Here is a 25,883-nt window from a genome sequence, read left to right on the forward strand (position 1 = left end):
CTTGCCGGGTGGCCACGCTTGCCGGGTGGCCACGCTTGCCGGGTGGCCACGCTTGCCGGGCGGCCACGCTTGCCGGGCGGCCACGCTTGCCGGGCCGCCACGCCCACTGACCCCGCGATGCTTGCCGGGCCGCGATGCTTGCCGGGCCGCGATGCTTGCCGGGCGGCCACGCTTGCCGGGCCGCCACGCCCACTGACCCCGCGACGCTTGCCGGGCCGCGACGCTTGCCGGGCCGCGACGCTTGCCGGGCCGCGATGCTTGCCGGGCCGCCAAGTTCGCCGGGCAGCCACGGCCCGCTGGGCGCGAACGCCGCGCCGGTGCTCGACCTTTTCGGCGAGCTGGGGGTCACCGGCGCCACCCGGCTCGTGATCACCCACGACGTGAGGCTGGTCACGACGCTGGGCGGGTCGGCCACGGCGGGTAACCAGATCGCCGTCCGGTTCGACGCGGCCACCGCCACCGCTATCACCGTGCACGTGCCCACCAGCAAGGACGCACCACCGGCCGTGTCGTGGAGCGCCCCGGACAACGTCGCTCGGCTCAATGGCGTCACGGCGATCGCGGCCTGGTCGCGTACCCGCGAAGGTCGTGATCTTCCGGACCGGGCCGTCGCCGTGCGCGACCTGATCCGCATCCTGGACCGGCTGCCATCCGTGCTCTGATCAACCGAGACGCCGCCGGCGGCGACCCGGCCTCGCTCGCCGCCGGCCGGTTCGTCGACGGGGGCGCGCGGTGATCCTGCCGTGGACCGTGGCCGCCGACGGTCTGGACCTGTGACCGATCAGCACGGTTGCGATCACCACCGCGCAACTGATCGCCCATCGCACTCGTCCCGAACGGCCCCGAGGGCCTGGAGGTGCCGGAGGGCCTGCAGGTGCCGGAGGGCCTGGAAGCGCCATCCGACCCGGCATCCCTGCGCGGGCCGAGTTAGTCGCCGTAGGCGATCTCCGCTGACGGCGGCGTGAACTTCATCTTGGGCTGGCCCTTCAGGGCGTCCTTCAACGTTTGCGCGACCGTGAACTTCGAGATCGTGCCCCGGCTCGTGCCCACGGTGTTCTCGGGGTTGTCCGGGTCGGCGACAAAGGCCGCCGCGGCCAGCTGCGGGGTGAAGCCGCAGAACCACGCGCTGCGGTTACTGTCCGTGGTCCCGCTTTTGCCCGCAACCGGACGGTTAAGGATGGCGTGCACCATGGGTGACGTCTCCCACGTGCCGCAGTTACCCTTCGCTGATCCGTAGCCGGTCACGCAGCGTGCAGCATCCGTGGCGGCCAGGGCCACTTCCTTACGCAGTTCCTGGTGGCAGCGCGGCCCGGCGACCTTCTTGCCCTTGTATTCGAGCGACCCGCCGTCCCGCGTGTTGATCACTCGCACCGGGATGGGCTCGCAGTAGTTCCCCTCCGCGGCGAGGGTGGCGAAGACGTTGGCCATCTCCAGGGGCGTCGCGTCGCTCACACCGAGGGTGAACGCGCCCCAGCCGTCCGCGTGGGCCGGGCCGGCCAGGGTCTGGTCGACCTCGGTACGCCATTTCAGGCCGAGCCGTTCCGCCATCTTGACGGCTTTCTCGGAGCCCACTTTCTGCTCGAGCTGCACGAAGTAGGTGTTCACCGATTTGCCGAATCCGCTCCACATCGTCTGGTTACCGGTCATCGAGGCGGTGGAGTTCTTCGGGCACCAGTGGATTCCGCAGGTCGCCGGGCCCGGCGCGGTGATGTATTTCGAGACGAACCGCTGCGGGGCGTAGAAGCTCGTGTTCAGCGGCATGCCCTCGTCCAGGGCGGCCAGCATCGTGAAGATCTTGAACGTCGAGCCCGCCTGGTAACCGGCCATGTCACCCCCGCCGAGCAGGGGATTGACCGTGTTGGGGTAGTTGCCGCGGACCGCGTCCCGGCGCCGTCCGTCGCTGTGCTCGCCGTTGTGGCTCTGGTCCAGTGAATAGCGCCGGTTGACCGCCATGGCCTTGATGCGGCCCGTGCCCGGCTCGATCACGACCTCGCCGTGGGCGTACACACTCTTCTTCTTCTCCTTGTCCAGAATGTGTTCCATCGCCGAGGCCTGGATGTCGGGGTCGATCGTCGTGACGATTTTGTAGCCACCGCGGCGAAGGTTTTCGAGGCGTTCCTGGGCGTTCGACCCGAAGGCCGGTTGCTCCATCCACCAATTGCGCAGGTAGTCGCAGAAGAAGCCCCAGTCGTTGTGCTTCTTCGGGACCGAGGGGCAGCCGTTCGGCGGTGTTGTCAGCTTGAGCTTGATCTTCGACTTCTGCGCCGCGCGGGCCTGGGTGGCGGTGATCGAACCCATCTTGACCATCTGGTCGATCACGTAGTTGCGGCGTTCGGTGGCCTCACGCTGGTTGCTGGTCGCCGGGTCGTACGCGGAGGGCGCCTTGACCAGGCCGGCCAGCAAAGCCGCCTCGGTCAGCGTGAGCTTCTTGGGGGTCTTCGAGAAGAAGACCTCGGCTGCGGCGAAGATGCCGTACGCGCGGTGTCCGAAGTATGCGGAGTTCAGATAACGCTGGAGGATTTCCTGCTTCGAGACGCGCTTTTCGAGTTCGATCGCCAGCCGCATCTCACGCAGTTTGCGGGCGGTGGTCTGCTCGGTCGCCTCGAGCGCTTCCTTGGGGGTTTTCGCGCCGTCGCGCAGGGCCATGCGGACGTATTGCATGGTCAGCGTCGAGGCACCCTGGGAAACGCCGCCGGCCTGCTGGTTGGCGACGAACGCGCGGGCCACACCCTTGGCGTCCACGCCGTTGTGCTCGTAGAAGCGCGTGTCCTCCGAGGCCACGATCGCCTGCGTGATGTACGGCGACATGTCCTCGATCTTCGTCGGCTTGCGATGCTCCTCGTAGAACATGGTGAGCAGCGTCTTGCCGTCGTTCGCGTACACGTAGGTGGTCTGGGCCGAGGGCACCACCGTGAGCTCCTCGGGCATGCTCTGCAGGGCGTCCGCGCCTTCCTTCGCACCGACCCCGGCAAGCGCTACCAGCGGGAAGATCAGACCCGCGATCACGACGCCCGCGATGAGGCCCGCTCGGATGAGCGGGGAGATCCGTCCGGCTTTGGCGAGTCTCGTCTGCTTCACCCTTTGAAGGTATGACAAATCGCCTCATGTCCCGTCGGAACGGCCGAAGTATTGCGCTCGTTTCCCGTCCGTCATGCTGACGTGGTGGATGTGAAAAAGGGCCCGGATCTGCACCACCACGGGGACGCGGAGGTGGCCCCGGGGCTGGTCGACCTGGCCGTGAACGTCCGGCACCAGCCGATGCCGGGCTGGCTCGCCGGTCCCATCACCACGGCGATGAGCGAGCTCGCCGCGTACCCGGAGGAAACCCGGGCGACCCGGGCGACCGCCGCGAAGCACGGCCGCTCGCCGGAGGAGGTGCTGCTCACCGCCGGTGCGGCGCAGGCCTTCGTGCTGATCGCGCAGACCTTGAAGCCGCGCAAGGCGGTTGTGGTGCACCCGCAGTTCACCGAGCCCGAGGCGGCGCTGCTCAACGCCGGTCACGAGGTGCACCGCGTGCTGCTGCGCGAGGAGGACGGCTTCCGGCTCGACCCGGCGCTGGTCCCGGAGGACGCCGACCTCGTGGTCATCGGCAACCCGACCAACCCGACCTCGGTGCTGCATCCGGCCGGGGACATCGCGAAGTTGATCAGGCCGGGGCGGACTGTTGTCGTCGACGAGGCCTTCGCCGACACGACCTTCGACCGCGAGTCGCTCGCGGGGGACAGCGCCGGTGGCCTGATCGTCCTGCGCAGCCTGACCAAGACGTGGGGCCTGGCCGGCCTGCGGATCGGCTACGCCCTGGCCGAACCGGAGCTGATCACCACCCTCGCCCGGGCGCGCCCGCTCTGGGCGGTCTCGACCCCCGCCCTCGCCGCGGCCGAGGCCTGCGCGTCGCCCGCAGCGGTCGCCGCCGAGAAGGAGATCGCCACGGCCATGGCACAGGAGCGGGACCACCTGGTTGCCGGGCTGCGCGGCGTGCCGACCGTCACTGTTGCCGGGGTTCCGGCCTCCGCGTTTGTCGCGCTGCGCGTCCCGGATGCGGCTGAGGTGCGCCTTGAGCTGCGCAGACGTGGGTACGCCGTACGGCGCGGCGACACGTTCCCGGGGCTGGGCGCCGATTGGCTACGAGTGGCGGTGCGCGACACTGCCACTACCGACGCGTTCCTCGCGACGCTGAACGATGTGCTGAAGGAGCGACAGTGACCCTGGAGACGACCCTCGCCGCGATCGGTCCCGCCGATGAGCAGGCCATGGCCGCCGCTCGCGAGCTGCAGGGCCGCCTGACCAAGCCGGCCGGCTCGCTGGGCGTCCTCGAGGAGCTGTCCGTACGCCTCGCCGGGCTGGCCGGCACCTGCCCGCCGCCGATGCCCGAGCCGGCCGCGATCGCGGTCTTCGCCGGTGACCACGGCGTGCACGCGCAGGGGGTCACGCCGTGGCCGCAGGAGGTGACCGCGCAGATGGTCGCGAACTTCATCGCCGGCGGCGCGACGATCAACGCGTTCGCCCGGCAGGTCGACGCCTCGATCATGGTGGTCGACGTGGGTGTGAAGATCCCGTTGCACGGCGGCGAGAACCTGCTCGAGGCCAATATTCGCCGGGGCACGCACGACCTGGCCGTCACCGCCGCGATGAGCGAGGACGAGGCGCTGACCGCGATCCAGGTCGGGCTCTCGGTCGCCGGCGCGCTCGTCGAGGGCGGCGCGAAATGCCTGCTCACCGGTGACATGGGGATCGCGAACACCACTCCGGCGGCGGCGCTGGTCGCGGCGTTCACCGGGGCGTCGCCCGCCGATGTCACCGGGCGGGGCACGGGCGTCGACGACGAGACGTACGAGCGGAAGATCGACGTCATCACGAAGGCCCTCGCGCTGCATGAGCCCGACCCGGCCCAGCCGATCACGACGCTCGCCGCCGTCGGCGGTCTGGAGCACGCGGCCCTCGCCGGCTTCATCCTCGGCGCCGCGTCCTACCGCGTCCCGGTGATCATCGACGGCGTCATCGCCGCGTCGGCCGCGCTCGTGGCAGCCGCGCTGGCACCCAACTCCGTCGCCGCGATGGTCGCCGGGCACCGCTCCGCCGAGCCGGGCGCCTCCGTGGCGCTTGCCAACCTCGGCCTCACCCCCCTGCTCGACCTGGGACTGCGGCTGGGCGAGGGCACCGGCGCCGCGCTGGCGTTGCCGCTGGTGGCGAGCTCGGTGCGGGTCCTGCGTGAGGTTGCGACGTTTGATTCGGCGGGAGTCTCCGAAAAGTGAATCTCTACCCCTTGGCGCTCAAGCTCGACGGCCGCCGGGTGCTCGTGGTGGGCGGCGGCGCGGTGGCGACCCGCCGGGTCCCCGCGCTGCTCGCGGCGGGTGCGCTGGTGGACATCGTCTCGCCGGTGCTCACCCCCGCGCTCCTGGCGCACGTCGACGCCGGCCGGCTCACCTGGCAGGAACGGCGTTTCGAGGCGTCCGACGTGGACGGTGCCTGGCTCGTGCACGTCGCTGTCGACGACCCGGAGGCCGCCGGGCAGGTCACCCTGGCTGCCGAGCAGCGCCGGGTCTTCTGTGTACGAGCGGACGACCGTGACGCCGCGACCGCCTGGACCCCCGCGGTAGCCAGGCAGGGCGAGGTGACCGTGGCGGTGACCGACAGCGGTGACCGGCACCGGGCCATGGCCGTGCGTGACCTGGTGGCCGCTGCGATCGAGAACACCCCCGAGTCCGGCCCTGACACAGCGGAACCGGGCCAGGTCGTGCTCGTCGGCAGCGGCCCGGGCGATGCCGAGCTGATCACGGTGAAGGGCCGCCGCCTGCTGAACCGCGCCGACGTCGTGGTCACCGACCGGCTCGTGCCCGGGATGCTCCTCGACGAGCTGCGTCCCGAGGTGGAGCTGGTCGACGCGGCCAAGATCCCCTACGGCCCGTCCGCCGCGCAGGAGGAGATCAACCGGATCCTGGTCGAGCGGGCGAAGGCCGGCAAGTTCGTCGTGCGGCTCAAGGGCGGCGACTCGTTCGTCTTCGGGCGTGGTGGCGAGGAGGTGCTGGCGTGTGCTGAGGCCGGCGTACCCGTCACGGTTGTGCCCGGGGTGACCAGCTCCATCGCCGCGCCGGAGCTGGCCGGCATCCCGGTGACCCACCGCGGGGTCGCCCACGAGTTCACCGTGGTCTCCGGGCACGTGCCGCCGGAGAGCGAGCTGTCTCTTGTGGACTGGGCGGCGCTGGCCCGGCTGCGCGGCACGCTGGTGATCATGATGGGGCTCAAGAACCTGCCGAGGATCGCCGAGCGGCTGATCGCCGAGGGCCGTGGCGAGAAGACTCCGGCCGCCGTTGTCCAGGAGGGCTCGACCTCGTCGCAGCGGGTGCTGCGCAGCACGCTCGGTGAAGTCGCCGCAGCGACTGCGGCCGCCGGGTTGCGTCCACCGGCCGTTGTCGTCGTCGGCGATGTCGTCAACGTATTGGGGTAGTCACCGAACGAAGTGGGTATGGCGCACCGTATGAGCGAGCGACCGCAGATGATTCTCGCCGGGGTGGTTCTCGACTCCCCCGACGCGCAGGAACTCGCGGCGTTCTACCAGCGCCTGCTGGGCTGGAACGTCGTGCAGGACGAGCCGGACTGGGTGAAGCTGGGCGCCCCGGACGCCGGGCCGGGGCTGTCGTTCCAGACCGAGCCACGCTACAGACGCCCGGTCTGGCCGGCCGGCCCCGACGACCCCCAGATGAGCGTGCACCTCGATATCCATGTCACCGACCTGGACGAGGCAGGCGCACACGCCGAGAAATCAGGGGCCATCAGGGCCGACTATCAGCCTCAGGAGGACGTCCGGGTCTATCTCGACCCGGCCGGCCATCCGTTCTGTCTATTCCTCTGACGTCTCCACCGGCTTCGAGTCGAGGCTCTCCGAGCCTTCGGTCACACCCAGTTCCTTGAGGAAGGCGCGGGCCCATTCCGCCACATCATGGGTACGCAGGTGGCGCTGCATGACGCGGATCCGCCGCTTGAGCTCGGCCGGCTCGGCGGCGACCGCGCGCAGCAGCGCGTCCTTCACCCCGTCGGGATCGTGCGGGTTGCACAGGAACGCCTGACGCAGTTCGGTGGCCGCACCCGCGAACTCGCTGAGCACCAGCGCGCCACCCTTGTCGGAGCGGCAGGCGACGTATTCCTTCGCGACGAGGTTCATGCCGTCGCGAAGGGGCGTCACCATCATCACGTCGGCGGCGACGTAGAGGGCGGCGAGCTCCTGCTTGCTCATCGACTGGTGCAGATAGTGCACGGCAGGCATGCCGACCTTGCCGAACTCGCCGTTGATCCGTCCGACCTCGCGCTCGACCTTCACCCGCAGTGTCTGGTAGTGCTCGACACGCTCCCGGCTCGGCGTCGCGACCTGCACCATCACGGCGTCCGGCACCTTGAGCTTGCCGTCGGCGAGCAGCTCGCGGAACGCCTTGAGGCGCAGCTCGATGCCCTTGGTGTAGTCGAGCCGGTCGACACCCAGGATGATCGTCTCCGGGTTGCCGAGCTCACCGCGGATCTCCTTGGCACGGGCCTGGACCCTCGGGTCCGCGGCGAGCCGCTCCATGTCCTTGGTGTCGATGCTGATCGGGAACGCGCCGGCCTTGACCTTGCGCCCGTCGACCTGGATCGACTGCCCCTCGTAGCGCAGGCCGAGCAGGTGCCGCGCCAGGCGAACGAAATTCTGCGCGGCGAGCCGCTGCTGGAACCCGACCAGGTCGGCGCCGAGCAGCCCGCGCAGGATCTCGGCGCGGAACGGCATCTGCATGAACAGCTCGATCGGCGGGAACGGGATGTGCAGGAAGAAGCCGATGCGCAGGTCAGGACGCATGTCGCGGAGCATCGCCGGCACCAGTTGCAACTGGTAGTCCTGCACCCAGACCGTGGCGCCCTCTTCGGCGACCTCCGCGGCGGCCTTCGCGAACCGTTCGTTGACGATCCTGTACGCCTCACGCCACCGCCGCTTGTACACGGGTGTCTCGACGGCGTCGTGGTACAGCGGCCAGATCGTCGCGTTGGACTGGCCCTCGTAGTAGCGCTCGAGCTCCTCGGCGCTCAGCGGCACCGGGTGGATGTTGATGCCCTCGAGCTCGAACGGATCGGGTGCCTCCCCGTCGCCGCCGGCCCACCCGATCCACGTGCCTCGATGCTCCATGAGCACCGGATGCAGGGCGGTGACGAGACCGCCGGGGCTCGGGCGCCACTGCCGCTCGCCGTCGACGATGACCTCGTCCACGGGCAGGCGGTTGGCTACTACGACGAAGGAACTTCGTTCGGCCACGCTGAGTGCACCTCCGGGTCAATCTTGGTTCCCCGCTGACGAGCCTACTGTGCGTAGCCAGCCGGGGCCTGTCGAGGGACCATCCGGCCGTGCTGGATGACGGGTGGCACAGAAATGCCATCCTTGGCCGGTGAGCCTGTCCGACGATCTTTCCCCGCCACGGCGGCCGCTGTTCTTCCCTGTGGTCATCGCCACCGTGTTTCTGGCGATCATCGGGATCTCCGCCGGCTTCGCGCTGGGCACGGAGCACAGCCGCTACGACCGCGCCTCGCAGCAATCGCCGGCCGATCAGGGGGGAGTGCCGGACGGCGGTGGCCCGACCGAGAACGCTCCCGCCGGGATCGAATGCCCGCCCGAGATGCAGGCGACCGCGCGCAGGCTCGGCTTCACCGGTACCCTTACCCAGATCCTGCGGGTACGCGCTGACGAGACCGGAACCTCGGTCTGGATCTGCCAGGATCCCGCGGGCAGCCTGTATTACCAGGCCAACAAGGGCGGCCAGGACGCCAAGTGGATCGAGGGTGAGACCGCCCTGTTCCTCAGCGACGTGAGTCAGGACGGCGACACCTACACCGCCACCGCCAAGGACGGCGCCACCTTCGTGGTCAACGACGAAGAGCTGCGCGTACGCACAAAAACCGGTCAGAAGTACGAGTACGCGGTCCACCCCGAGTGAACGCGGTGGGGGAATCCTTGTGCGCTGCCCGGGGTTGATGTAAAAGGCCGTGGAGCGACCTGGAAAGATTGGGCCTCCGTTCCGGCACCGGAAATCACGATCACGGAGGTAGGCCGCACTGTGGCCCAGTTCATCTACACCCTGGAGAAGGCGCGCAAGGCGCACGGCGACAAGGTCGTGCTCGACAATGTGACGCTGAACTTCCTGCCCGGGGTCAAGATCGGTGTCGTCGGTCCGAACGGCGCCGGTAAGTCTTCCCTGCTCAAGATCATGGCGGGCATCGACACCGTCAGCAACGGCGATGCCCGGCTGATGCCCGGCAACACCGTCGGCATGCTCGCCCAGGAGCCTCCGCTCAACGACTCGAAGACGGTCCTCGGCAACATCGAGGAAGCGGTCACCGAGGTGAAGGCGAAGCTCGCGCGGTTCAACGCGATCGCCGAGGAGATGGCAACCGACTACACCGACGAGCTCATGGAAGAGATGGGCAAGCTCCAGGAGGAGCTCGACAACGCGAACGCGTGGGACCTCGACTCCCAGCTCGAGCTCGCCATGGACGCGCTGCGCTGCCCGCCGCCGGACGCCGACGTCACCCAGCTCTCCGGTGGCGAGCGCCGCCGCGTGGCCCTGTGCAAGCTGCTGCTCGAGGCGCCCGACCTGCTGCTGCTCGACGAGCCCACCAACCACCTCGACGCCGAGAGCGTGTCGTGGCTGGAACAGCACCTCGCCAAGTACGCCGGCACCGTCATCGCCATCACGCACGACCGGTACTTCCTCGACAACGTGGCGACCTGGATCCTCGAGCTCGACCGCGGCCGGGCGTACCCGTACGAGGGCAACTACTCCACGTACCTCGACAAGAAGGCCCAGCGCCTCGCGGTCGAGGGTCGCAAGGACGCCAAGCTCAAGAAGCGCCTCGCCGACGAGCTCGAGTGGGTCCGGTCCAACGCCAAGGCGCGCCAGACCAAGAGCAAGTCCCGGCTCGACCGCTACGACGAGATGGCGAACGAGGCGGAGAAGACCCGCAAGCTGGACTTCGAGGAGATCCAGATCCCGCCGGGCCCGCGTCTGGGCAACACGGTCATCGAGTCCAAGGACCTGGTCAAGGGCTTCGACGGGCGTACGCTCATCGACCACCTGTCGTTCTCGTTGCCCCGCAACGGCATCGTCGGCATCATCGGCCCGAACGGCGTCGGCAAGACCACGCTGTTCAAGACCATCGTCGGGCTGGAGTCGCCGGACGAGGGTGCCGTGCGGGTCGGCGAGACCGTCAAGCTGTCCTACGTGGACCAGAGCCGCAGCGGCCTGGACGGCACGAAGACGGTGTGGGAGGTCGTCTCGGACGGCCTGGATCACATGATGGTCGGCAAGGTCGAGATGCCGTCGCGCGCCTACGTGGCCGCGTTCGGTTTCAAGGGCCCGGACCAGCAGAAGCCCGTCAAAGTCCTTTCCGGCGGTGAGCGCAACCGGCTCAACCTGGCGATGACGCTGAAGATCGGCGGCAACGTCCTGCTCCTCGACGAACCCACGAACGACCTGGACGTCGAGACCCTGGGCAGCCTCGAGAACGCGCTGCTCGAGTTCCCGGGCTGCGCCGTGGTCATCTCCCACGACCGGATGTTCCTCGACCGGGTCACCACGCACATGCTCGCGTGGGAGGGCACCGACGAGAACCCCGACAAGTGGTTCTGGTTCGAGGGCAACTTCGACGCGTACGAGAAGAACAAGATCGACCGGCTCGGCGCCGACGCGGCCCGCCCGCACCGGGTCACGTACCGCAAGCTGACCCGTGACTGAGCTCATCCGCGGCGGAAAACCCAGGCCAGACCGTGACTGAGCTCATCCGCGGCGGAAAACTTAGGCCAGACCGTGACTGACAGGTTCATCTACGACGTGGCCGTCCGCTGGTCCGATATGGACGCGTACGGCCACGTGAACAACGCGCGCTTCCTCACGCTGTACGAGGAGGCGCGCGTTGCGCTCTTCTTCACCGCCGCGCGGGCGATCGGCGTGACTTCGTTCGAAGAGGGCATCGTCATCTCCCGGCACGAGGTCGACTATCTGCGACCGGTCGACTACGGCGAGGCGGTCCGGATCGAGCTGTGGATCTCGCAGCTGCGGGCGGCGTCGTTCACGGTGTCGTACGAGCTCTTCGACGAGGACGTGCTCGCCAGTCGCGCCAAGTCGGTCTGCGTGCCGTACAACCTGAAGGCGGGTTTCCCGCGCAGGCTGAGCGAGCCGGAACGCGATTTCCTCAAGCCGTACCTGGAAGTCTGAGCATGACCGACCACGGGATTCTCGGGGTCCCGGACGCCGGCGCGTTCCTGGTCCGGCTGGCCCGCCTCGATCGTGCGCTGCCGGTCCGCCTGCGTTCCGGCAAGGGCCGCACCGCGTTGTGGGCGCGGCTGCCGTGGGGTGTCCTGGTCACCCGGGACGTTGCGGGCCCTGGCCCGGGTGACGCCACGGTCGCCGCCGCCGAGCTGCTCGCGACTCTGGCGTCCGGTGGCACCACGTTGCCTGCGCGCCGGGACGCCGAGTGGCGGTGGCCGTTGCCGCCCGCGAACGGGCAGGTCGTCGAGTCGGTCGCGGCCGCCGAGATCAGCCGGCTCGCCGAGGCCGCCGCCGGAACGCTGCGCGAGGTCACCGAGACCGGTCTGACGGGTGGCCGGGCGGTGGGTCAGCGCCAGGTTCGCGACGCGTTGCTCGATCACGTTGCGTTGGTCGTCACGCCACCTGGCGGCGTACCCGTCGAAGTGCCGCAGCGACTCGTCCAGGCCATCTCCCGGATGGGTTTTCTCGGTCCTGAAGGGACGGACGTCCCCGGCACCCGGGTGTGTGTCGCGGGGCGCTGGGTGGGACTTTCTGCACCATATGGAGTCGCCTGGCTACAGCCCGTCCAAGAATTGACCGTTATGCCTGTAGGTGGTCATCCGAAAGGGTGATGCTGCATCGGACATCCGGTCGCGCCCTCCCTTTGAGGGGATGACCTCCACGGTCTGTACGGGTACCGTCGCCCCCGGGTCCACCGCTACGTCCGGCGGTGTGACCTGCTGGGGAGTGAGGTGCACAACGATGCCGTGGTGGTCATGGCGTCCCGGAACGTCCGGAGACAGCGAGTCCGAAGGCGGCGGCGAGGTCGCCCTGCAGAGCGGTATCCGTGTCGGCGTACCGACGCAGCGTGAGCCCGAGCGTGCTCCGAAGCCGTCCGCCGACCTTTCCGCGATCGACGAACCCGACCAGGTCGCCCCGGTCGATCTCACCCGGATCGGCAAGGCCCTCGACCTGCTCGACATCCGATTCCTCGCCGACGGCGGCGGAAGCCTGCTCGCCATGTGGGAACGGCACGCCGTGCTGGTCACCCTCGAAGGCCCCGACGACGAGATCCTCGTGATGCGAGCCCGCCCGCACGCGACCGTCCCGCCCGACTGGGCCGACCGCGCCTACCGCGTGGTCAACGAGTGGAACCACACCCGCCGCTTCTGCAAGGCCTACATCGGCGACCCGACCGAGCGTGGCCAGCTCCCGATCTACGCTGAGCTCCAGATCCCGCTGGCCTCCGGCGCCCACGACGCCCTCCTGGTCGAAATGCTCGACTGCGGCGCCGCGGTAGCTACGTCGTTTGTGGACTGGCTCCACGACGAAGGCGCTCTGCTCTGAACACCAGCCACGACAGCGACGCCATCAAATAGGGAACATGCCCAGGGAGCCGTGGTATTCGCCGCCGAGGTGGTCGGTGTCCGAGCCGACGATGAGGCCGTTGGGGACCACCTGGAAAACCCGTACACCCTCGCCGCGTTCGCGACCCGGGTTCCAGGACATCGTCTTGCCGGTGGTGGGGTTGATGGCGCCGATGCCCTCCCGTTTGACGGCGCCTTTGCCGGGGCCGGTGTCGTCGGTGCCGTAGGGGTTGTCCATGTAGCGCTGGTGGCCGCCGACGTACACCGCGGAGCCGGTGACCGCGACGCCGTAGAGGGAGTCGCCGCCGGTGCGCTGGATCCAGACCGGGTTGTGCTTGCCGCCGCCGGCCGTGTTGAAGCGGGCCGCCGCGTCGCACGGCAGCGTGGGGGAGGCGGCCTGCCCGGTCGCTGTCACCACGAAGTACGAGCCGTCGGGGGAGAACTTCACCTGCCGCAGGTACGTGTCGAAGACGTCCTTGCACTTCGCCTTGTACGTGTCGGTGTACCAGCTCATCACCGCCGCGTTCGCCCCCGACGTGTTGAACATGGCGATCTGCGTACGCGCGGCCGTCCCCACCTTGAGGAGCGCGCCGATCGCGACGAGCCGGGTGCCGTCCGGGGACACGTCGAAGTGCTCGACCCGGGTCCGGCTGAGCCCGGGCGCCGAGAGTTTGGCGTCGAAGCCGCTGTCGACCGCGCCGGAGGTCGTGTTCAGCCGGGCCAGCCCTACCCGGGTCACGCCGTTGACCGCGGAGAACGTGCCGCCGGCGTAGAGCCGGGAGCCGCGGACGGCCAGCGCGCGGACGTCGCCCCAGTTGATTTTCGCGGTGAAGCCGGAGACCCGGGTGCTGTCGGAGAGCCGGAGCCGGGCCAGGCCGCGCTGGGACGTCCCGTTGACCGTACGGAACGAGCCACCGGTGTAGACCGTGCCGTCCGTGCCGGCGGACAGCGCGTACACGGCTCCGTCCACGGTGGGGGCGAACGAGCGGATGGCGCCGTCGCGGAGCCCGTACGCGAAGATGTTCTTGCGGTTGTAGGTCGTTGTGCGCGCGTGATCCTGGACCTGCTCGAAGCTGCCGCCGACCACCACGGTGTCACCGACGACGGCCAGCGCCCACACCGTGCCCTTGACCACGTGCGGGGTGAAGTCGACCGGGTTCGCCGAGACAACCCTGGGCTGCGCCATGTCGGCCGCAGCCGGCGGCGCGCCCAGTAGTGGGGCGCAGATCAGAGCAGCGCTGGTCAGCGCGGCGGCGAACAGACGGCGTCGCATGGGGGCGGCTCCTGGGATCGGCAAAAGGTCATCCGATCAACGAAGGGTGATGCCCCGAAGATGCGTGCGTTACGCGTTGACCATGAAGTGGGCGGCCCGTTCGAGGTAGTCCCAGAGCGTGGTCCGCTGGTCGTCGGGCAGCTCCAGTGAGTCGACCGCCTCGCGCATGTGCAGCAGCCAGGCGTCGCGCGCGGCCTCGTCGACGGTGAACGGCGCGTGCCGCATCCGCAGCCGGGGGTGGCCGCGGGTCTCCTGATAGGTGCCGGGACCGCCCCAGTACTGGATGAGGAACAGGGTGAGACGGTCGGCGGCCGGGCCGAGATCCTCCTCGGGATACATCGGGCGCAGCAGCGGGTCCTTCGCGACACCCTCGTAGAACTTGTCGACGAGCCGGCGGAAGGTCGGCTCGCCACCGACCGACTCGAAGAAGCTGATGTCGCTCACCCGTCCAGTCTGCCAGCCGGGGTGTGCCGTTCCGGGCCGGGTGTGACGTCGGTTGCTGTGGGCGCCCCCGGGGTGGGCCCGGGCAACGCCCCCGGCCCGTCACCCTGCAGCGGCTGCTCCTGAACCTCGGGGTCCGGGGTGCGCTGGGCGGGGGCGGGGGCGGGGGCGGCAGGAGTGGCCTGGCTGCGACCCGGCCAGCGGGTCGCCAGGGTCACCATCAGGATCAGGCCGCCGACACTCCACAGGCCGACCACCAGGGGGATCGAGGAGTGTTGCGCCAACGTGCCGGTCGCCATGACCGCGAAACCCTGGCTGAGCTGCAGACCGCTCTGCATGACGCCGTACGCCCGAGCGCGGTAGCCATGCGGCAGCGCAAGCACAAAAGTGCCGTTGAGAGCGGGCACCAGCACGCCCTGGGCGACCCCGGAGACGGCGACGAGCGCGGACACGGTGATCGCGTTGGGGGCGAGACTGGTCAGCGCCAGGGCCAGCGGGGCGATCGCGGCGAACGGGCGCACCAGCCGGTGTTTTCGCTCCTGGGAGGCGATCCGGCCGACCGCCAGGCCTCCGATCACATAGCCGACCGGCCCCGCGGCCATGATCAGCCCCTGGTCGAAGCCGCGACCGGCCGGGTTGTCGGTGAAGACCGCCGCCCACCCCGCGGCCAGGCCCTCGGGCAGGATCGTGAACGTCGTGAGCGCGAACACCATGATCGCGATGGAGCGCAGCAGCGGGGTGCGGAAGACCAGCTGGAAGCCCTCGCCGGTCTCATGCAGCAGGTGCCGGCGCTGCCCCGCGGTGACCGCGGCCGGCCGGGCCCGGACACCCGCCGCGATGATCGCAGCCGAGAGCAGGAAGGTCACCGCGTCGATGAGGAGCCCGAGCCGGGCGCTGAACCCGGCGGCGAGAGCCGCGCCGGCGAGGTAGCCGAAGACCTGCGCGGCCTGCGACGTCGAGGCGTTGAGCGCCAGGCCGGTGACGACCAGCCGGCGCTCGAGGATGAGCGGGATCATCGCGGAGCGGGCGGCCTGCGTGGGTGGCGCGCCGAGCGTCGCCAGGAACAGCAGGACAAGGGTCACCGGCACGGGGATCCCCGGCAGCGCGATCAGGGCGATCGGCACGGCCCGTGCGACATCCGCGATGATCAGGACGCGACGGTACGGATACCGCTCGGCGAGCGCGGCGAGCAGCGGGCCGCCGATGACCCAGGGCAGATAGCTGATCGCGAACGATGCGGCGGAGAGCATGACCGACTGGGTCTGCTGGTAGACCAGAACGATGATCGCCGCGCGCGCCAGGTAGTCGCCGACCCAGTTGATGACGAGCGAGATGTAGATCGCGCGAAACTCGCGGACCGCGAAGACGTCCCGATAGCCCACCCTGCGCTCCGGCTCCGTCGCGCTACCGTGAGTGCCCGGCTGCGCGGCGGGTCGGTCCTCGGACACCCAGGTCCTCCATGATCGCGACGGCCGGCGGGATCGCCAACGGCGGTCGGTCACGTCCCCGATCCGGGGCTCACTTGATCAAAGTGGACATCTTGATCAACCGGACACCGGAGGATGAACCGGATGGTTCCGGTCCCGCGAACGTGACGCTGCAAGTGCATATGCTTCTTGCAGGATTCTGCCCGATCGTCCGAGTCCTGGCTAGGGCATACGGGGGGATTGTCGGCCGATCGGTCGAGACCGGGCATCCCCCATCACGGTGTCTTCGCAGGTCAGGTTGCTCCTCCCGGCATGCTGGGGCCCTCCGGCGGGTTGTAGATAGGCGGCACCGCGGAGCGCGGAAGCATCCGCGAGACAGCGATACGCTCCGATATCCCGGAGGTCTCGAGCGCCTCGGTGAGCCGCCGGCGCAGCTCCCGCTGCACAACGGGCTGTCCATCGGCGGTGGTCTTTGCGATGGTCCGGATGACCGCGCCGTCGACCGTCAGCTGCTCCACGCCGATCACATCCGGCGGCTCGAGGAATTCCGTCGCGTGTGCGGGCTCCTCCGCGAGGGCCAGTGCCGCCGTCCGGAGCACCGCGCTCGCCTCCTCCGAGTTGACGAAGCCGATCGGGATGTCGATGACCACCATCGCCCAGCCCTGGCTCTTGTTGCCGACCCGGACGATCTCGCCGTTGCGGATGTACCAGAGGACCCCGCGCCCGTCGCGCACGGTGGTCACCCGCAGGCCCACCGTCTCCACCACGCCGATCGCGTCGCCCAGGTCCACCGAGTCGCCGACGCCGTACTGGTCCTCCAGAAGCATGAAAAGCCCGGCGATCAGGTCCTTGACCAGACTCTGCGCGCCGAAGCCCAGGGCCACGCCGACGATTCCTGCGCTGGCCAGCAGCGGGGCCAGGTTGAAGCCCAGCTCACCCATCACGAGCAGCGTCGCCATCGTGAAGACGACCGCTGTCACGAAGCTGCGCAGCACCGAGCCGATTGCCTCGGCACGCTGTCGGCGCCGCTCGGGGATGAACGTGTTCTCCGCGGCTTCGGCCTGCTTGTCGGTGCGCTCCCGCAGCGGCTTGAGCAGCGCGGGCATCGCAGCGCGCGAGGTGGTCTGGGTGAGGCGGGTGATGCCGCGGTTGAGCAGCCAGCGGATCAGCGCCGCGATGAGAATGATCGCGAGGATCCGCAGCGGCTTCGTGATGAACAGGTAGCCGCTGTTGGCCAGCCACTGGTTGTCCGTGTTGTGCAGGATCCAGGTGCAGAAGACGTCGCTCTTGCAGCGGTCCGTGATGGGCGTCGTGTCGATGTAGACCTCGGTCGAGCCCGACGGGGACGGTGTGGGGGCTAGCAGAATCACGGGACATGACCGTACCGGCCGCCGTACCCCCGGCGGGAACCGGACATCTGTGTCGGAGACCTCAGACGTTTACGTCCCGGCCACAGATTGTGCTCGCAAATTCGCGATTCATCAGGGACTATTGGCCTGCGAGCATCGGTGGAACCGGAGCTCGGATGAGACCTCACGCACAACGGGAGCGGTTACTAGCACTCACACCGAAGGGTGATCGCGATGCCTGGCATACGACCCACAGCTGGCTCTTCCGCGTTGGTTCTGAACGCTACCTACGAGCCGCTGTGCGTCGTATCGGTGCGTCGAGCGACAATCCTGGTGCTTACCGACAAGGCCGAGCCTGTGTCCGACGGCGACGGCATCCTGCACAGTGCACACCACAACCTCCCCGTTCCGTCGGTGGTTCGCCTCACCCGCTACGTGAAGGTTCCCTACCGGACCCACGTCGGCCTCTCCCGCCGGGCGATCTTCGCCCGCGACGGCGGCCGCTGCGCCTACTGCAGGGGCTCCGCCGAGACCATCGACCACGTGTTCCCCCGCAGCCGCGGTGGACTGCACGCCTGGGACAACGTCGTGGCGGCCTGCGCGAAGTGCAACCACAGCAAGGGTGACAAGACACCCGGGGAGCTGGGATGGCGGCTGCACACACCGCCGGCTGCGCCCCGCGGTGTCGCCTGGCGGGTGCTGGGACACCGCACACCTGATCCCCGCTGGTCGGACTGGCTCGATCTGCCGTCCACCGTCGATGTTGCCGAGGCCGCCTAGCGCCCTCGGTTTTTTTATTGATCTTTTGTCCCCACCAGCGACGCGAAGACGATCACGTTGTCGGAATAGCCGCGGGATCCGCCCAGCCAGGTGCCGCCGCACGTCACCAACCGCAGCGCGGGCCTGCTGTAGTCGCCGTAGACGCGCTGGATCGGCAGCTTCTCCTTCCCGTAATGCTCCACCGAATTCACCTGGAACACGGCCGTCTCGTGGTCCTCGCGCAGGATCTCGATCATCTGCCCCGGCTTGAGCCGGCCCAGCTGGTGGAAGACCGACGGGCCGCTACGGGTGTCGGCGTGCCCGACGATGAGCGCGGGTCCGAACTGGCCGGGGGTCGGGCCCTCGTCGAACCAGCCCGCCTCGTTGTGGCGCTCCAGGGGCGGGACGGCCACCGAGCCGTCCTTCGCGAGCCCGACATCCAGGATCGGGGCCTCCACCTTGATGGCGGGAATGGTCAGGCGCATGGGGCGGCTGGGCTCCAGGACGGGGAATTCCCGCGGCGGCGGCTTGTCCGGGCCCTTGAAGAGGTCGCGGATGTCGAAGCCGGTGGCGGCACCCAGGCCCGCGCCCACCGCGAAGAGACCCACGAAGACGAGAACTACCGCGAACAGTCCCAACCCAACGTTCTTACCTGGGTTTTCCGCCGCGGTCAGGTTCAGCCCCGAGCGGGCCATTCGGCCGCCCTCAGCCCAGCCGGCGGCGGCGCAGAGCCACCACACCCAGGAAGACGCCTGCCGCGACCGCGGTGGCACCACCGCCGATCAGCATGGGCACCGAACGGCCCGGTGCCGTGCCGCCGCCACCGGTGGCCGGGCCGCGGGCCGGCTCGACCTTCGCCACCACGTGCAGGGTGCTCGTGGCGGTCTCGCCGCCCGCGCAGGTCAGGTCGACGTCGTACGTGCCGGCCTTGGTCTTGGCCGGGATCTTGGTGGTGGCGGTCAGGAAGCCGTAGCGGGGCGAGACCGTCACCGTGCCGAGCGGGCCGGTCTTCACCGTCGCCGCCGTGAGGTTGTCGTCACAGCTGGCGCGCAGGCTCACCTCGTCGCCGGCGCGCACGGTGTCGGGGTTGACCTCGACGAAGACCGCCGCCGCACCGGCCCGGGACTCCGTGAGCAGCACGATCGGCATGGCCAGCACGAGCGCCGCGAGGGCGGCGGGGACAGAAGTACGCATGACCTCCCCCTCCTGCCGTCCAGGCGGAAACGTCGCGGACGGCGCGTGAGGGTGATTTTCGCACCTCCGGGCAGTTTTCGCGGTACGGCTGCGGTCCCACTTGTGGGTCTTGACACCCGAGGGTCCGTGGCAGCTCTCACTCCGCTACCGTGATTGACGTTCGGATCACTGGGAAAACAGTGACATGCCCGGTTCCTTTTGACGCCTGGGGGCGTTGAGGTTGTCGATATTCGAAACTGTTCTTGTCTACGCGGTGATTCCGTTCGCGGTCATCGCGGTGGTCGCCGCGCTGGTTTTCGCGGGCGGCAAGCGTAATCTGCCCGACCGCCGATACCGGCCCGGGCGTCCGTACGACTTCAAGCCGATCTGGTTCCTGGCCTCGCCCAAGCAGGTGGGGCACGCCGCGACGGTGACGGCTCCCGCCCTGCCGGCGGGTGTCCTGGAGGACTCTTCGGGCCAGCCGTTGCGGCCCGCTCCGGTGGGAGGCGCAAGTGACCGTTGGTGAGACCCAGGCCCTGACGCGCGAGGAGAACGAGCAGCCGTTGACGCTGCTCGACCACGCGGGTGGCCCGACCCTGGCCGAGGCACCCGAGCTCGGCCTGTCCCAGGAGGGCATCGACGCCCTCGACGGACCGTTCACCACCAAGCAGCTGCTGCGGCTCGATCACGCGCTGCGCATCGCCAACCAGACGACCGGACTGACGTTCAGCGTCTACCTCGGTGAGCTCGCGGAGCCGCTGCGGGAGAGCGCCGAGCAGCTGCACCGCCAGCTGGCCGGCGCGGCCAAGGCTGTCCTCATCGCGGCGTCGCCCAACCAGCGGGTCCTCGAGATCATCACGGGCGCCGACGCGCGCAAGCGCATCTCCGACCGTGACGCGAAACTGGCCGCGCTCTCGATGGCCGCGGCCTTCGCGGGCGGCGACCTGGCCGGCGGGGTCCTCGCCGGCATCGATCAGCTCGCGTCACACGCGGGAAAGAACTAGACCCAGCTCCCCGGGGCGACCCGGACTGGGAACGGGGCGTCGACCTTCACGAGGTCGGCGCCCCTGATCGTTTCCCGGGGTTCGTAACCGGCGTTGCCCAGCGCATAGGTGTGCAGCGCGGGGCCGTGCTCGATCCGCCAGAACGATCCGATCCGCGCCTCGGCGTAGAGAGCGGGCTTGAGCAGCCGGTCATAACGGCGGCTCGCCGGCGCCTCCACCTCGATCACCAGCGCCACGTCGGCCGGGTCCGCCCAGCTGGCGCCGGACGAGCGCGGGCGCAGCACGGTCACGTCGGGGATCAGGTTGCTGTCGCCCAGGGCGATCCCGAGCCGGTCGCACACCCACCAGCCCGCCGGTGCCGCTGCCCGCAGGGCGTTGACCAGGGTGGCGACGATGGCGTCGTGCGGGCCGGGGGCCGGGGGAGTCACGTGCAGGCTGCCGCCGACGATCTCGTAGCGGTGCCCGTCCTGGGGGAAGAGATGCAGGTCGGGCTCGGTCCAGGGCCCGTCCGGGGCGGTCCAACGCGGCAATGCGCCCTGACCGATCACCACCACCGGACCACCTCCGCCGCGACGCGCTGGAAGTGACAGCGTACTCACATAGGGTTGCAAAAGGGCCGGGTCCGATCAACGGACCCGGCCCCGCAAAACAAACTCAGGCGTCCTTCGCCCTGGCCTTCAGCGCCCGCAGGACGCCGTCGCGACCCTCGGCCACGAGCCGGCGCAGCGACGCCGGGTGTCCCTCGGTGGCCAGCCAGGCATCGGTCAGCGCGACCGTCTCCTCGCTGATCTGGTACGCGGGGTAGGCCAGCATCACGAACTCCTGGGCCGGCTCGCTGTCCGAGCGGTTCCATACCTCGTCGACGACCTCGAAGAACTTCGCGGCGTACGGCGCGGTCAGCTCCACCTGTGTGGACGACTGGAAGCCCTGCAACAGCGACCGGTGCAGCCAGTTGGGCAGCTTCTCCGTGCTGGTCAGCCGGGCCCACACGGCGGCCTTGTTCTCGGCCGTGGGCAGCAGCGCACGGGCCAAAGCGGCCTCACGCTCGCCGCTGGCGGTCCGGTCCGACTCGAGCTCCGTGCCGATCTCCTCATCGGTCGCGGCACCCCGGGCGGCCAGCGCCTCCAGCAGCGACCAGCGCAGCTCGGTGTCGATGGTGAGCCCCTGAGGCACCCCGGTGCCGTCGAGCCAGCCCCGCAGGACCGCCAGGTCAGCCTCGGAGCGGGCAGCGCCGAGGTAGGCGCGGGCCCAGGCGAGCTGGAAGCCACTGCCGGGCTCGGCCGCCGCGAGAGCGTCACGGGCGGTCTCGGCGAGTTGCGCCCAGCCCGTCGGCGCCCACTGCGGGTCGGCGTACATGGTCAGCGTCGTCGTCGCCTGCCGCAGCGTCGCCGTGGTCAGGTTGATGTCGCGTTCCTCGGGCAGGCCGGTGCGGACCAGCGCGATGTAGTCGCGGGCGGCCAGCTCGGCGTCGCGGACCATGTCCCAGGCCGCGGCCCAGCACAGCGCCCGCGCCAGCGACGAGTCGAAGCCGTCGATGTGCCGCACGATCGTGGCCATCGAGTCGGCGTCGAGCCGCAGTTTCGCGTACGTGAGGTCGTCGTCGTTGATCAGGAGCACGTCAGCGGCCCGCTCGCCGACCAGCGACGGGATGACCGTCTCCTCGCCGCTCACGTCGATCTCGAGGATGTCGCGGCGCACCAGCCGGTCGCCCTGCAGGTCGTACAGGCCGACGCCGATCCGGTGCGTACGCAGCGTCGGGTAGTCAGCCGGCGCCTCCTGCTGCACGACCACCCGGTCGTACGTGCCGTCGGCGCCCACGGTCACGACCGGCCGCAGGATGTTGACCTGCGCGGTCTCGAGCCACTGCGCGGCGAACTTGCGCAGCTCCCGGCCGGACGCCGTCTCCAGCTCGGTCAGCAGGTCGTCGAAGGTGGCGTTGCCCCAGGCATGCCGCTGGAAGTACGCGCGCAGCCCGGCCAGGAACGAGTCCAGCCCGACATACGCCACGAGCTGCTTGATGACGCTGGCGCCCTTGGCGTACGTGATGCCGTCGAAGTTGACCTCGACAGCCTCCAGGTCGGGCATCTCGCAGTACACGGGGTGGGTCGACGAGAGCTGGTCCTGCCGGTAACCCCACGTCTTGCGGATCGACAGGAACGTCGTCCACGCGTCGGTGAAGCGGGTCGCCGTGGTGTTGCACCAGTGGCTCGCCCACTCGGCGAACGACTCGTTCAGCCACAGGTCGTTCCACCAGCGCATGGTCACCAGGTCGCCGAACCACATGTGGGCCAGCTCGTGCAGGATCGTGTTGGCGCGCTGCTCGTACTCGTAGTCGGTGACCTGCGAGCGGAAGATGTAGTGCGCCTCGGCGTGCGTGACGCAGCCGAAATTCTCCATCGCGCCGGCGTTGAAGTCGGGCACCCACAGCTGGTCGTACTTCGGCAGCGGGTAGCGCACCCCGAACTGCTCGTGGAAGAAGTCGAAGCCCTGCTTGGTGACGAGGAACAGGTCCTCGGGGTCGAGATACTGCGCCATCGAGGCCCGGCAGAAGACGCCCAGCTCGATGCCGTCGTGACTGTCCCGGACCTCGTGGTACGGCCCCGCGCACAGCGCCGTGATGTAGGTGCTCATCCGCGGCGACGTCGCGAAGTGCACCGTCTTGGCGTCACCGTCGGCGGGCTCGGTGCCCTCCGCCGGCATGTTCGAGATGACCTTCCAGTGCGCCGGCACCGTGGCGTGCCACGTGAAGACGCTCTTGAGGTCGGGCTGGTCGAACGCCGCGTAGACCCGCTGCGCGTCGGCCGTCTCGAACTGGCTGTAGAGGTAGACCTCGTTGTCGACGGGGTCCTCACTGCGCTGCATGCCCTGGCCGCTGGCCGAGTAGTGGTAATCGGCGTCGACGACGAGCTTGTTGTCCGCGGCGAGCCCGGTCAGGGCCAGCCCGCGCTCGGCCGACCACCCGGAGAGGTCCACGGGTGCGTCGTTGAGCACCGCGGAGCGCACCGATGCGGCGGCGACCTCGATGAAGGTCTGCGCGCCCGGCTCACTGCAGCGGAACGTGACTTCGGTGACCGTACGGAAGGTGCCGTCGCCCGGATTACCGGCCCCGTCGGTCAGGTCCAAGGCGATGTCGTACCCCGTCACCTCGAGCAGGCGGGCCCGCTCGGCGGCCTCTACCTGGGTCAGGTTACGAACTCCGGCCACGATCACTCTCCTCCATGGTGGCAGGGGCAACACCGCCCCGCCTAGAGCCTTCCACGCCACCTTATGTGCTCGCCCCGCGTCCCACCTTGGGAGGATCGGCGAATGAGCGAACACACTCCCCTGCGTGAGGCGGGAGTCGCGGGATAGGGCCAAATTTCGGCGGAAATCATCACGGCGAGCTCTTGCCGGTCGTTGTATGGGGTGAGAACAGTCACCCAACCGGAGGTTTCCGATGACTGAAATCGACACCCTTGCCACGAGTACGTTCGCCGTGCACCGGGGTGCGTGGGAGCGTACCTGCCCCACCCTGACCGCCGATCTCGCCGCGATGGTCGCCCCGCCCATCACCGTCTCCGCCTTCCCGGTGACCTCCGCACCTGCGGTCACCCGTGCGCGGGTCAAGGAGGCCCGGATGCGGCAGAACATGCCGTTCGGCACGGCCTGACAGATGAGATACCCGCGGGGCACCTGGTACGCCCTGGGACCCGCTGGGTAGGTTCGCGGTCATGACGGTCGTGCACCCGATCAGCCGGGCCTGGATCACCACTGGCGGCACCGGCGCCCAGAACTACGACGAGTTCGCCGACGACGCCGAGATCACGGCCATCATCGAGGCCAACCCGCGCAGCGCGCTGGCCATCGAGATGCCGCACCGCGCGCCCGATTCCGTGGGCCGCGCTTTCCTCGACTGCCTCCCGGCCGCCGCCGCGCGTCTCGCCGAGGAGAAGGCCGACGGCAGCTACACGCCCGCCGAGCAGGTGGTCGTCCTCTACCGGATCAGCGCGCCGGGGGAGCCCGCCGCGTACGGTCTCTGGGCCATGGTCGACACCGACCAGATCTCCACCAGCGCCGACGAGCCCGGCCTGGTCATCCGTAACGAGGACGTCTTCATCGCCAAGGTCCGCGAGCGGGTGGCGCTGGCCGGGTCACTGCAGACACTGCTCTCACCGGTCCTGCTGCTCCAGACCGCCAAGGGTGCTGAACTGCACGCCGCGCTCGCCGCCGCCACCGATGCCGCAGGAGCGCCGGCCGCCACCGATCTTGACCCGAGCGGCCGCACCCACGCCATCTGGACCGTGCCCGCCGGCCCGCTGCAGGACGAGCTGACCGCCCTGGCCGGTGGGGGAGAGCTGGTCGTCGCCGACGGTAACCACCGCAGCCTGGCCGCGCAGACCGGGGGCCTGCCCCGCTTCCTGGCCGTCGTGACCACACCCGATTCGGTCGCGATCCAGCCCTACAACCGCCTGCTGACGGATCTTCCGCCCGGCGATCTGGTCGCGGCGCTGACCGCGGCCGGAGCGCAGGTCGAGGAGCTGGAGCGCCCTGCGGCCGTCCCCGCCAAGGGCCCCATCGAGGTGTACGCCCACGGCAGGTCGTACGCCGTGTTCCTGCCCCGCGAGGACGACCTGCCCGCGGTGGAGAACCTCGACCACGCCCTCGTCGAGCGCGTCCTGCTCCGCGGCGCACTCGGCCTCGACCCCGGCGACAAGCGCATCTCGTACGTAGGCGGCGACTACCCCGCCGAATGGCTGCGCGCCGAGGTGGACGCCGGCCGCGCCGACCTGGCCGTGCTCATCGCCCCGGTCACCGTGGAGGACTTCGTTGCGGTGAACCTCGAACGCCAGAAGCTGCCCCGCAAGAGCACCTGGTTCACCCCCAAGGCCCGGGGCGGCCTGGTCCTCGCGGACCTCGCCTGATGCTGCACCCCCAGGTCGCCGCGTCCCTCGCGGTCCGGCAGCGGCCACCGGCCGATGTGCTCGCCGCCGACCCCGAGGCCCAGCTCGCCTTCGCCCGCCAGGCGATGGAGGACACGGTCGAGGCCGAGTGCGGCCCGGCGATCCCCCTGCCCGTGGTGGTCGACGTGGATGCCGACGGCGTGCCCTGCCGCCTGTACGCCTCCCGCACCGCCTCGCCCGTCCTCGTCTACGTGCACGGCGGCGGCTGGTGCTACGGCAGCATCGAGACGCTCGACCGCCTCTGCCGCCGCATCGCCGACCGCTCCGGTTGCGCGGTCCTCTCGGTGGGCTACCGCCTCGCCCCCGAACACCCCCACCCGGCCGCCCTGCTGGACGTCGAGACCGTGCTCGCCTGGGTCCGCAAAGAGGGCACCGGCCTCGGCGTCGACCCGTCCCGCCTGGCGATCGGCGGCGACAGCTCCGGCGCCCAGCTCGCCACGGTCGCCGCCCGCCGCCAGCGCGACGCGGCCACCCCGCTGGACTACCAGGTCCTGATCTACCCGGCGATCGACCCGATGACCGCCTCCGAGTCCTACGACGAGGTCGCCGGCAACGGCCTCGACCGCGCCTCGATGAAACTCGCCTGGGAGACCTTCGTCCCAAACCCGGCTGACCGTTTCAGCCCCGACGTCGCCCCGCTCGCGGTCGAAAACCTCGCCGGCCTGCCCCCGGCCCTGATCATCACCGCCGAGTACGACGTCCTGCGCGACGAGGGCGCCGACTACGCGGATGCCCTGCTCAGCGCCGGTGTCGCAGTGGTGCACACCCGCTACATGGGCATGAACCACGGCTTCGCCCGCAAACTCGCCTTCTTCGACGCCGCACGCTCCGCAGCCGACCAGATCGCGGTCAGTCTGCGGGCCGCGCTGACGTTCTGATCCAGGTTTGACAG

The 25,883-nt window shown here is 69.6% G+C and carries 26 protein-coding genes; 16 read left to right on the plus strand and 10 right to left on the minus strand.

All coding sequences use genetic code 11. The annotated features are described in order from the left end of the window. Positions 1-317 precede the first annotated feature (317 nt). Complete coding sequence (locus tag Ahu01nite_RS41980) at positions 318-662, plus strand: hypothetical protein (RefSeq protein WP_203842350.1); 345 nt, start codon at positions 318-320, stop codon at positions 660-662. Between the two features lie 265 nt (positions 663-927). Here Ahu01nite_RS41980 and Ahu01nite_RS41985 read toward each other — a convergent pair whose 3' ends face one another. After that, positions 928-3,078: a transglycosylase domain-containing protein gene (locus Ahu01nite_RS41985; protein WP_239159570.1), complete on the minus strand. Its 2,151-nt coding sequence runs from the start codon at positions 3,076-3,078 to the stop codon at positions 928-930. An 84-nt stretch (positions 3,079-3,162) separates the two neighbouring features. Here Ahu01nite_RS41985 and cobC point away from each other — a divergent pair, with 84 nt between their 5' ends. The 4 genes from cobC to Ahu01nite_RS42005 are packed head-to-tail and all read left to right on the plus strand — an operon-like array spanning position 3,163 to position 6,850. Further along, positions 3,163-4,203, plus strand: coding sequence for an Rv2231c family histidinol phosphate aminotransferase CobC (cobC, locus tag Ahu01nite_RS41990; protein WP_239159571.1), 1,041 nt, complete (start codon positions 3,163-3,165; stop codon positions 4,201-4,203). Then, positions 4,200-5,252 (plus strand): nicotinate-nucleotide--dimethylbenzimidazole phosphoribosyltransferase, encoded by a 1,053-nt coding sequence (cobT, locus tag Ahu01nite_RS41995; protein WP_203842353.1) that lies wholly within the window; start codon positions 4,200-4,202, stop codon positions 5,250-5,252. Before cobC ends, cobT begins: the two co-directional genes overlap by 4 nt. Continuing rightward, complete coding sequence (gene cobA / locus Ahu01nite_RS42000) at positions 5,249-6,445, plus strand: uroporphyrinogen-III C-methyltransferase (protein ID WP_203842354.1); 1,197 nt, start codon at positions 5,249-5,251, stop codon at positions 6,443-6,445. The genes cobT and cobA overlap by 4 nt, the downstream gene beginning before the upstream one ends. A gap of 30 nt (positions 6,446-6,475) precedes the next feature. After that, a complete protein-coding gene (locus tag Ahu01nite_RS42005) occupies positions 6,476-6,850 on the plus strand; it encodes a VOC family protein (RefSeq protein ID WP_239159572.1) in 375 nt (124 codons plus the stop codon). On the opposite strand, the gene Ahu01nite_RS42010 is transcribed toward Ahu01nite_RS42005, so the two are convergent. Continuing rightward, positions 6,839-8,272, minus strand: a complete 1,434-nt coding sequence (locus Ahu01nite_RS42010; protein WP_203842355.1) for an alpha,alpha-trehalose-phosphate synthase (UDP-forming) — start codon at positions 8,270-8,272, stop codon at positions 6,839-6,841. The two genes, Ahu01nite_RS42005 and Ahu01nite_RS42010, sit on opposite strands and share 12 nt — an antisense overlap. A 130-nt stretch (positions 8,273-8,402) precedes the next feature. Between Ahu01nite_RS42010 and Ahu01nite_RS42015 the strand changes: the two genes are divergently transcribed. The 5 genes from Ahu01nite_RS42015 (at position 8,403) to Ahu01nite_RS42035 (ending at position 12,605) form a co-directional block, all read left to right on the plus strand. Beyond that, positions 8,403-8,948 (plus strand): hypothetical protein, encoded by a 546-nt coding sequence (locus Ahu01nite_RS42015; protein ID WP_239159573.1) that lies wholly within the window; start codon positions 8,403-8,405, stop codon positions 8,946-8,948. A 120-nt stretch (positions 8,949-9,068) separates the two neighbouring features. Continuing rightward, positions 9,069-10,745: an energy-dependent translational throttle protein EttA gene (gene ettA / locus Ahu01nite_RS42020; protein WP_203842357.1), complete on the plus strand. Its 1,677-nt coding sequence runs from the start codon at positions 9,069-9,071 to the stop codon at positions 10,743-10,745. Between the two features lie 72 nt (positions 10,746-10,817). Then, a complete protein-coding gene (locus tag Ahu01nite_RS42025) occupies positions 10,818-11,225 on the plus strand; it encodes an acyl-CoA thioesterase (RefSeq protein WP_203842358.1) in 408 nt (135 codons plus the stop codon). 2 nt (positions 11,226-11,227) lie between these two features. Further along, entirely contained in the window at positions 11,228-11,890 is a 663-nt protein-coding gene (locus tag Ahu01nite_RS42030; RefSeq protein ID WP_203842359.1) for a DUF8185 domain-containing protein, read from the plus strand. A 130-nt stretch (positions 11,891-12,020) separates the two neighbouring features. Next, the gene (locus Ahu01nite_RS42035) at positions 12,021-12,605 is read left to right on the plus strand and encodes a type III secretion system chaperone family protein (protein WP_203842360.1); all 585 of its coding nucleotides are present in this window, start codon (positions 12,021-12,023) and stop codon (positions 12,603-12,605) included. Between the two features lie 24 nt (positions 12,606-12,629). Here the strand turns inward: Ahu01nite_RS42035 and Ahu01nite_RS42040 are convergent, their stop codons facing one another. From Ahu01nite_RS42040 to Ahu01nite_RS42055, 4 genes are all read right to left on the minus strand, one after another. Next, complete coding sequence (locus tag Ahu01nite_RS42040) at positions 12,630-13,898, minus strand: delta-60 repeat domain-containing protein (protein WP_203842361.1); 1,269 nt, start codon at positions 13,896-13,898, stop codon at positions 12,630-12,632. Between the two features lie 69 nt (positions 13,899-13,967). Then, positions 13,968-14,342 carry a globin gene (locus Ahu01nite_RS42045; protein WP_203842362.1) on the minus strand — a complete coding sequence of 125 codons (375 nt, stop codon included), beginning with the start codon at positions 14,340-14,342 and terminating at the stop codon, positions 13,968-13,970. After that, positions 14,339-15,787: an MFS transporter gene (locus Ahu01nite_RS42050; RefSeq protein WP_203842363.1), complete on the minus strand. Its 1,449-nt coding sequence runs from the start codon at positions 15,785-15,787 to the stop codon at positions 14,339-14,341. The genes Ahu01nite_RS42045 and Ahu01nite_RS42050 overlap by 4 nt, the downstream gene beginning before the upstream one ends. Positions 15,788-16,059: 272 nt before the next feature. Next, positions 16,060-17,130: a mechanosensitive ion channel family protein gene (locus Ahu01nite_RS42055; RefSeq protein WP_498370813.1), complete on the minus strand. Its 1,071-nt coding sequence runs from the start codon at positions 17,128-17,130 to the stop codon at positions 16,060-16,062. Positions 17,131-17,349: 219 nt separating this feature from the next. Here Ahu01nite_RS42055 and Ahu01nite_RS42060 point away from each other — a divergent pair, with 219 nt between their 5' ends. Continuing rightward, positions 17,350-17,895, plus strand: coding sequence for an HNH endonuclease (locus tag Ahu01nite_RS42060; protein WP_203842365.1), 546 nt, complete (start codon positions 17,350-17,352; stop codon positions 17,893-17,895). A 14-nt stretch (positions 17,896-17,909) separates the two neighbouring features. On the opposite strand, the gene Ahu01nite_RS42065 is transcribed toward Ahu01nite_RS42060, so the two are convergent. Together Ahu01nite_RS42065 and Ahu01nite_RS42070 are read right to left on the minus strand one after the other, a co-directional pair. After that, positions 17,910-18,512: a class F sortase gene (locus Ahu01nite_RS42065; RefSeq protein WP_239159574.1), complete on the minus strand. Its 603-nt coding sequence runs from the start codon at positions 18,510-18,512 to the stop codon at positions 17,910-17,912. Positions 18,513-18,579: 67 nt separating this feature from the next. Beyond that, positions 18,580-19,068, minus strand: a complete 489-nt coding sequence (locus Ahu01nite_RS42070; RefSeq protein WP_203842366.1) for a hypothetical protein — start codon at positions 19,066-19,068, stop codon at positions 18,580-18,582. Between the two features lie 253 nt (positions 19,069-19,321). Between Ahu01nite_RS42070 and ctaJ the strand changes: the two genes are divergently transcribed. Beyond that, a complete protein-coding gene (ctaJ, locus tag Ahu01nite_RS42075) occupies positions 19,322-19,573 on the plus strand; it encodes an aa3-type cytochrome oxidase subunit CtaJ (protein ID WP_239159575.1) in 252 nt (83 codons plus the stop codon). A gap of 70 nt (positions 19,574-19,643) precedes the next feature. Further along, positions 19,644-20,051, plus strand: a complete 408-nt coding sequence (locus tag Ahu01nite_RS42080) for a DUF5130 family protein (protein ID WP_203842379.1) — start codon at positions 19,644-19,646, stop codon at positions 20,049-20,051. Here Ahu01nite_RS42080 and Ahu01nite_RS42085 read toward each other — a convergent pair. Together Ahu01nite_RS42085 and pepN are read right to left on the minus strand one after the other, a co-directional pair. Beyond that, positions 20,048-20,605 carry a Uma2 family endonuclease gene (locus tag Ahu01nite_RS42085; RefSeq protein ID WP_239159576.1) on the minus strand — a complete coding sequence of 186 codons (558 nt, stop codon included), beginning with the start codon at positions 20,603-20,605 and terminating at the stop codon, positions 20,048-20,050. The two genes, Ahu01nite_RS42080 and Ahu01nite_RS42085, sit on opposite strands and share 4 nt — an antisense overlap. Positions 20,606-20,705: 100 nt before the next feature. Continuing rightward, positions 20,706-23,255, minus strand: coding sequence for an aminopeptidase N (pepN, locus tag Ahu01nite_RS42090; RefSeq protein WP_203842368.1), 2,550 nt, complete (start codon positions 23,253-23,255; stop codon positions 20,706-20,708). A gap of 232 nt (positions 23,256-23,487) precedes the next feature. Between pepN and Ahu01nite_RS42095 the strand changes: the two genes are divergently transcribed. The 3 genes from Ahu01nite_RS42095 (at position 23,488) to Ahu01nite_RS42105 (ending at position 25,869) form a co-directional block, all read left to right on the plus strand. Beyond that, a complete protein-coding gene (locus Ahu01nite_RS42095; RefSeq protein WP_203842369.1) occupies positions 23,488-23,700 on the plus strand; it encodes a hypothetical protein in 213 nt (70 codons plus the stop codon). A gap of 61 nt (positions 23,701-23,761) precedes the next feature. Further along, positions 23,762-24,952 carry a DUF1015 family protein gene (locus Ahu01nite_RS42100; protein ID WP_203842370.1) on the plus strand — a complete coding sequence of 397 codons (1,191 nt, stop codon included), beginning with the start codon at positions 23,762-23,764 and terminating at the stop codon, positions 24,950-24,952. Next, on the plus strand, positions 24,952-25,869 hold the full coding sequence (locus tag Ahu01nite_RS42105; protein ID WP_203842371.1) for an alpha/beta hydrolase: 918 nt from the start codon (positions 24,952-24,954) through the stop codon (positions 25,867-25,869). Before Ahu01nite_RS42100 ends, Ahu01nite_RS42105 begins: the two co-directional genes overlap by 1 nt. Positions 25,870-25,883: the final 14 nt, after the last annotated feature.

Source organism: Winogradskya humida (assembly GCF_016862215.1).
GTDB classification, from domain to species: Bacteria; Actinomycetota; Actinomycetes; order Mycobacteriales; family Micromonosporaceae; genus Actinoplanes; species Actinoplanes humidus.

What these genes read in the sequence shown, in the direction of transcription:
- Ahu01nite_RS42005 (WP_239159572.1), top strand. Translation starts at nt 6,476, where the DNA reads ATGAGCGAGCGACCGCAGATGATTCTCGCCGGGGTGGTTCTCGACTCC.
- Ahu01nite_RS42030 (WP_203842359.1), top strand. Translation starts at nt 11,228, where the DNA reads ATGACCGACCACGGGATTCTCGGGGTCCCGGACGCCGGCGCGTTCCTG.
- Ahu01nite_RS42035 (WP_203842360.1), top strand. Translation starts at nt 12,021, where the DNA reads ATGCCGTGGTGGTCATGGCGTCCCGGAACGTCCGGAGACAGCGAGTCC.
- Ahu01nite_RS42040 (WP_203842361.1), bottom strand. Translation starts at nt 13,898, where the DNA reads ATGCGACGCCGTCTGTTCGCCGCCGCGCTGACCAGCGCTGCTCTGATC.
- Ahu01nite_RS42060 (WP_203842365.1), top strand. Translation starts at nt 17,350, where the DNA reads ATGCCTGGCATACGACCCACAGCTGGCTCTTCCGCGTTGGTTCTGAAC.
- Ahu01nite_RS42070 (WP_203842366.1), bottom strand. Translation starts at nt 19,068, where the DNA reads ATGCGTACTTCTGTCCCCGCCGCCCTCGCGGCGCTCGTGCTGGCCATG.
- Ahu01nite_RS42095 (WP_203842369.1), top strand. Translation starts at nt 23,488, where the DNA reads ATGACTGAAATCGACACCCTTGCCACGAGTACGTTCGCCGTGCACCGG.
- Ahu01nite_RS42100 (WP_203842370.1), top strand. Translation starts at nt 23,762, where the DNA reads ATGACGGTCGTGCACCCGATCAGCCGGGCCTGGATCACCACTGGCGGC.
- Ahu01nite_RS42105 (WP_203842371.1), top strand. Translation starts at nt 24,952, where the DNA reads ATGCTGCACCCCCAGGTCGCCGCGTCCCTCGCGGTCCGGCAGCGGCCA.